General features: G+C 69.7%; 8 protein-coding genes. 5 read left to right on the forward strand and 3 right to left on the reverse strand.

Annotated elements, in window-relative coordinates:
* On the forward strand, positions 1 to 132 hold a 132-nt coding region (locus I0C86_RS20225; RefSeq protein WP_196202829.1), incomplete at its 5' end, for an integrase core domain-containing protein.
* Positions 133 to 223: 91 nt separating this feature from the next.
* On the opposite strand, the gene I0C86_RS20230 is transcribed toward I0C86_RS20225, so the two are convergent.
* Positions 224 to 688, reverse strand: coding sequence for a hypothetical protein (locus I0C86_RS20230; protein WP_196202830.1), 465 nt, complete (start codon positions 686 to 688; stop codon positions 224 to 226).
* A gap of 245 nt (positions 689 to 933) precedes the next feature.
* Between I0C86_RS20230 and I0C86_RS20235 the strand changes: the two genes are divergently transcribed.
* The 4 genes from I0C86_RS20235 (at position 934) to I0C86_RS20250 (ending at position 3167) form a co-directional block, all read left to right on the forward strand.
* Positions 934 to 1506, forward strand: a complete 573-nt coding sequence (locus I0C86_RS20235; RefSeq protein ID WP_196202831.1) for a hypothetical protein — start codon at positions 934 to 936, stop codon at positions 1504 to 1506.
* Between the two features lie 155 nt (positions 1507 to 1661).
* Positions 1662 to 2072, forward strand: a complete 411-nt coding sequence (locus I0C86_RS20240; RefSeq protein ID WP_196202832.1) for a VOC family protein — start codon at positions 1662 to 1664, stop codon at positions 2070 to 2072.
* A 73-nt stretch (positions 2073 to 2145) separates the two neighbouring features.
* Complete coding sequence (locus I0C86_RS20245) at positions 2146 to 2511, forward strand: helix-turn-helix domain-containing protein (RefSeq protein ID WP_196202833.1); 366 nt, start codon at positions 2146 to 2148, stop codon at positions 2509 to 2511.
* Between the two features lie 5 nt (positions 2512 to 2516).
* Positions 2517 to 3167, forward strand: a complete 651-nt coding sequence (locus I0C86_RS20250) for a VOC family protein (protein WP_196202834.1) — start codon at positions 2517 to 2519, stop codon at positions 3165 to 3167.
* Between the two features lie 108 nt (positions 3168 to 3275).
* Here I0C86_RS20250 and I0C86_RS20255 read toward each other — a convergent pair whose 3' ends face one another.
* Together I0C86_RS20255 and bla are read right to left on the reverse strand one after the other, a co-directional pair.
* Positions 3276 to 4565, reverse strand: a complete 1290-nt coding sequence (locus I0C86_RS20255; RefSeq protein WP_196202835.1) for a D-alanyl-D-alanine carboxypeptidase family protein — start codon at positions 4563 to 4565, stop codon at positions 3276 to 3278.
* Positions 4566 to 4715: 150 nt separating this feature from the next.
* Positions 4716 to 5549: class A beta-lactamase (gene bla / locus I0C86_RS20260; RefSeq protein ID WP_196202836.1), on the reverse strand; the 834-nt coding region annotated here is incomplete at its 5' end.

Here is a 5549-nt window from a genome sequence, read left to right on the forward strand (position 1 = left end):
ACCTCCGAGAGCACCCGCAGGAAGGCCCTACCAGCCTTCCTGCATCACTACAATCACCACCGACCCCACACCGCCATCGGCGGCCGGCCACCCATCACCAGGTTGACCAACGTCCCTGGGCAGTACAGCTAGAGCTTCACCGGTCGCAGGGGATGTTCGAGATGATCTTGTCGGTCACTGCCGGAAACGATCTTCCAAACTGGGGCTCAGTCGACCAGGCCGATCAACTGTACGGTGCGTACTGAACACTGCGGGACCAGCGGCGCCACAGGGGCAGCGGTAGGCAACCGGACAAGCCTTCGTAGCCGGTTTCAGCCTCAACCGATCCATCGGGCATCGCCACCTCGACAAGGGACCGGCCCCGCGCGAAGACCTCCCGGACACGTCCCGCGACGACTGAGCGAGCGACATTGCCGAGGAAGTCCAGGTCTTCGCGTACTGGGCGGAGCTCCCACCGGCCTCCGTACTCACCAACCTGCAAGACGATCTCCTCCGCGAACTCCGACCACGCGAAGCCCCGCGCGTCGGGATTCGTCGGCGTGACCGTTACGCCAACCCCCCACCGCAGTCTCTCGATCTCCACCTCTGCGGTGCCGGCCAACTCGTACGCCAACTGGGTAGCCAGGTCCAGCGTTGCAGGGGCTTGCGGACCAGGCTCCGGTACGTCATGCGGGTCGGCGTTGCTCACGAGCCGGGACTGTACAGCCATTCGTGCAGCCGAGCCGATCGACTGATACCCGAACGACGGGGTCAAGCGGGACAGCCGCAGGCACCGCGGCCGGCTCCTGCGGAAGAGATGGCATGCTCCTGCGTGTGCACCCTCCGCCCCCGCATTCCGACATCCCGGCCACGGCGGCTGCTGAACCCACCCCGTTCTCGTGGTCAACCCAACCACCGCGCCGGACGAAACCTCGGATACCTGGCAACCGCCTGATGGTGATCGGGTTCGTCGTAGGCATAGCGATCTGTGGTGGCCTGGCCATCCACGACACCATGACGAAGAACAGGCCGCGACCGCCGGATTTGCGGACCCTTCTGTTGCCCGCACCGGGCGACACCTTGCCCTGTGCCATGGACGGCGTCGTGCTGCCGCGCGCGGCGCTCGCGCAGTCGGCCGCATTCTCGGGCGACGTTGCGGCACTTCTGGGGGAGACCCGGATCAGCTCCGGCGCGTTTCGCTGCTGGATCACGTTGCCCGCCACCGCCGGAGGCGAAGCCGTGTCCATTCACGTCATGCTGATGCGTCTGGCGGATCCGGTTCAGGCCGAGCAGGTGATGGCGCGTTATGGACCGGCGCAGTTGCAGGCCGTGGGGGCGACCGACGTCGCCGACATCCCCGGCGTAGCGCAGGGCCGATCCTTTACGCTGCCCGGGACTCCGAGCCCGAGGAGGTTCGCGGTGGCGCGCCGGGCGGAGACGCTCCTCGTGATGTTCGGACAGGGGTCTCCGTCGTTCAACACGGCCGCGATCGACCAGGTCGCCGTGCGGCAGTACGAGCGGCTCTGACACCTCCGTCGCCGGCCGTCGACACAGGGTCACCGCCGCCGGCTCAGTGGTGCTCGCGGATCCGGTTCCAGGTGCTCGGCCGGGTGGCGGAACGGCTGACCAGATCGATCAGGAATCGAGAAGCGCGGGTCGCGGAGCCGCCTAGCCTGATCAGCATGGACATCACCATTCACACGACCGTTCTTCCGCATGACGACCCGGACGCGTCACTGGCCTTCTACCGCGACGCCCTCGGCTTCGAGGTCCGCAGCGACATAGGGCAGGGCAGGATGCGCTGGATCACGGTCGGCCCCGTCGGCCAGCCCGGCACCTCGATTCTTCTGGCGCCGCCGGCCGCCGATCCCGGGGTCACCGAGGACGAGCGCCGCACCATCGCCGAGATGATGGCCAAGGGCACCTACGGCTGGATCCTGCTGGCCACCGGCAACCTCGACGACACCTTCGAGAAGGTGCAGGCCGCCGACGTCGAGGTCGTCCAGGAGCCGACCGAGCAACCGTACGGCGTCCGCGACTGCGCGTTCCGCGATCCCGCCGGCAACATGGTCCGCATCCAGGAGCTTCGCTGAATCGTCCGGCGCGGGCATCCACAGGACGGTGTCCGCCGGGCGGCCGACGGACCTGACGAGAAGGAGATCTCTCGTGTGTCACCCCTCGTGGGGTCCCGCCCGCGCCACGGCGCAGCGCCTGAGTGATCTCGCCCGGCTGCGCCGCGTCCGCGACCGGATCGACCGGGAGTACGCGCAGCCGCTGGACGTCGAGGCGCTCGCCCGCGGCGTCCACATGTCCGCCGGGCAGCTCAGTCGCCAGTTCCGGCTGGCGTACGGCGAATCGCCGCACGCGTACCTGATGACGCGTCGCGTCGAGCGCGCGACGGCACTGCTGCGTCGTGGCGACCTCAGCCGTGCGACGGGGGCCGAGGCGGGGCCGCCGGCGGGTGCGGCGGAACAGGTGACAGAACCGGTCAGGAATCAAGAAGCGTTGGTCATCGAGCCGCAATTAGCGTGATGACCATGACATTCATCGAATCCGTCACTCTCGACGTGGCCGACCCCACGGCCGCCGCCCGCTTCTACGGCACCGCGTTCGGTCTCGACGGGCAGATACGCCTGCGGGCCTCGCAGGCCGCTACGACCGGATTCCGGGGGTTCACGCTGTCGCTCACCGTGTCCCAGCCGGCCACCGTTCACAGCCTCATCGGGTCCGCCCTCGACGCCGGCGCGACGCCGCTCAAGCCTGTCGCGAAGTCGCTCTGGGGTTACGGCGGTGTCGTACAAGCGCCGGACGGGGCGATCTGGAAGGTCGCGACCTCGGCGAAGAAGGACACCGGCCCCGCCACCCGGCAGATCGACGAGATCGTGCTCCTGCTGGGAGCCGCGGACGTGGCCGCCAGCAGGAGGTTCTACGTCGAGCAGGGCCTTGCCGTGGCGAAGAGCTTCGGCCGCATGTACGTCGAGTTCGCTACCGGGCCGGGTTCGGTCAAACTGGCGCTGTACCGGCGCCGTGCCCTTGCCAAGGACGCCGGCGTCGCTCCCGAGGGCACCGGATCGCACCGGCTCACGATCGGTGGCGATGTCGGGTCCCTCACCGACCCGGACGGCTTCGCCTGGGAGGCCGTGACGCCGGCACCGTCCGCCCTGAAGGCAGAGCTCTCCACGAAGTGACCGGAGGAGTCAGGACGGCCGCGCCGCCGCGTGGACCTGCCGGAGGCGAACGAGCTGCGGGGACGCGACCTCATGCGCGCCGGCCGCCGGCTCCGCTGACCGTTCGGCTCAGCGGTGCGCGCGGATCCGGTCCCAGGTGCTCGGCGGCTCCAGCCGTACGCCGGTGCGCAGCGGGGCGCTGACCGGTGCGGTCTCACCGGAGACCGCGCTGACCTGGCCGTGCGCGGCCTCGGCCGGTAGCAGCGTCGGTACGACCGGGATGTCCATGTCCAGCCGCACCTGCATGCCGGGCCAGCCCACCACGGTCAGGTCCTCTGCGGCGTGGATCGTCGTGCCGGTGTCGAGCGGCCCCTGCACGGTGGCGACCTGATCGCCGGCCCGGACGACCGGGTGCACCGTGATCGCGGCGGCGGCGGTGCGGACCAGCGGACGGGTCGCCCGGAACACCCGGTCCAGCTGTACGGGGGTGTTGGCGCCGGGCTGGCCGAGGACGGCGCCGACGACGGTGATCCTCCGGCCACCGACCTTGACGACGGAGGCGAAGACCAGGCATCCGCCGGCCTCGTCGGTGGACCCGGTCTTGATCCCCACGACGCCGTCCCGGCCGACCAGGGAGTTGTAGTTCTTCACGGTGCCGGCGACGGGCAGGGTGGCCTTCTTCTGCGCCACGATCTCCGCGAACGCCGGCAGTTTCATCGCCTTGCGGGCCAGGATGACCTGGTCGACGGCGGTGCTCACGCTGCCCGGGTCGAGCCCGGACGGATCGGTGTAGTGGGTGTTGGTCATGCCCAGTTCGGCGGCGGTGTCGTTCATCTTGGCGACGAATGCCTCGATGCTGCCGGCGTCCCAGGCGGCGAGGATCCGCGCCATGTTGTTCGCCGACGGGAGCAGCACCGCCTGCAGCGCCTGGCGCTCGGTGAAGACCGCGCCGGCGGCGACCGCCACCAGGGACTCGCCGCGCGCCAGCTCCGCCGGGTACGCGGCGGCCTGCGCGGCGCTGACGGTGAGCTTCGGCCCGTGCTCGCCCCGCCCCAGCGGATGCTCGGTCAGGATCACGTACGCGGTCATCACCTTGGCCACGCTCGCGATCGGCACCGGCTCGTTGCCGCCCGACGTGCCGAGCGAGCCCAACCCCTCCACCGAGAGGGCCGCCTGTCCCGACTTCGGCCACGGCACCTTCGGGGCCCTGCCGGGGATGACCATCGAGGCGGGCAGGGTCCGCGTGACGGTCGGCGCGGGCAGCGGGTCGCGCAGCGGCTCGATCGCGACCAGTGCGGAAGCGGCCAGGAGCAGGGTCAGCAGACCACTGATCAGCAACCAGAGGCGGCCTCTGGGACGCCGGGCCGGCGGTTGCGGCGGGACCGGTTCGATCACCTGGGTCGTCGCAGAGTCGAGCATCCTGATATCTCCCCCGTGTCGCACGCCGGCCTTGCTCCCCTGCCTGGCCGGTGCGCCGTTGCTGCTGTCACTGACGCGGTCGTGCCCGGTGCACCCCGTACCGGTACCGCACACTGCCGAGTAGTGCATTGTCGCACCGCACGTCAATGACTAGGTCAGAGTCGCCACGACGTACGCGGCAGCCTTGGCGATGACGGCGTTGTCGTATTCGGCATCCTTGGTCGCCTTACTGGACATCACCGCGATCACGAGCGGCGCCGACGTCGGAGGCCACACGACGGCGATGTCGTTGATCGTTCCGTACGCACCGGTTCCGGTCTTGTCGGCCACGGTCCATCCCCGGGGAACGCCGGCCCGGACCCGTTGGGCGCCGACACTGGTGGCGTTGCGTTCCAGCAGGTCACGGAGGAAGCCGCGCTTGTCCGGTGGCAGCGCGTCGCCCAGCACGATCTTCTGGTAGTTGCCGGCGAACGCCCGGGGAGAAGTGGTGTCACGGGGATCTCCCGGGACGGCGGTCGTGATCGCCGGCTCGATCCGGTCCATCCGGGTGACCGTGTCGCCGAGGCTCCGTGCGTACGCGGTCAGCTGGGCCGGACCGCCGAGATCGCGGAGCAGGAGGTTGGCGGCCGTACCGTCGCTGTGCCGGACCGCGGCGTCACAGAGTTGCCGGATCGTCATCCCCGTGGCCACGTGGTGCCTGGTGACGGAGGCGCTCTTCATGAGGTCGTCTTCGGTGTACCTGACGACCGTGTCCAGGTGCGACATCGGGTTGCGATGCAGCACCGCTGCCGCAGCCAGTCCCTTGAACGTCGAACAGAACGCGAATCGTTCGTCGGCCCGGTGGGCGATGACGGTGCCGGTGGCGGTGTCGAGGGCGTACACCCCCAGCCGCGCCTTGAACTGTCGCTCCAACTCGACCAGGCGCTCATGCCGGTTGTTCGTCGCGGCGGCCGAGGGCGCGGGGGAGGGCGAGGAAGTCGGAGA

The sequence above is a fragment of the Plantactinospora alkalitolerans genome (assembly GCF_015690345.1).
GTDB classification, from domain to species: Bacteria; Actinomycetota; Actinomycetes; order Mycobacteriales; family Micromonosporaceae; genus Plantactinospora; species Plantactinospora alkalitolerans.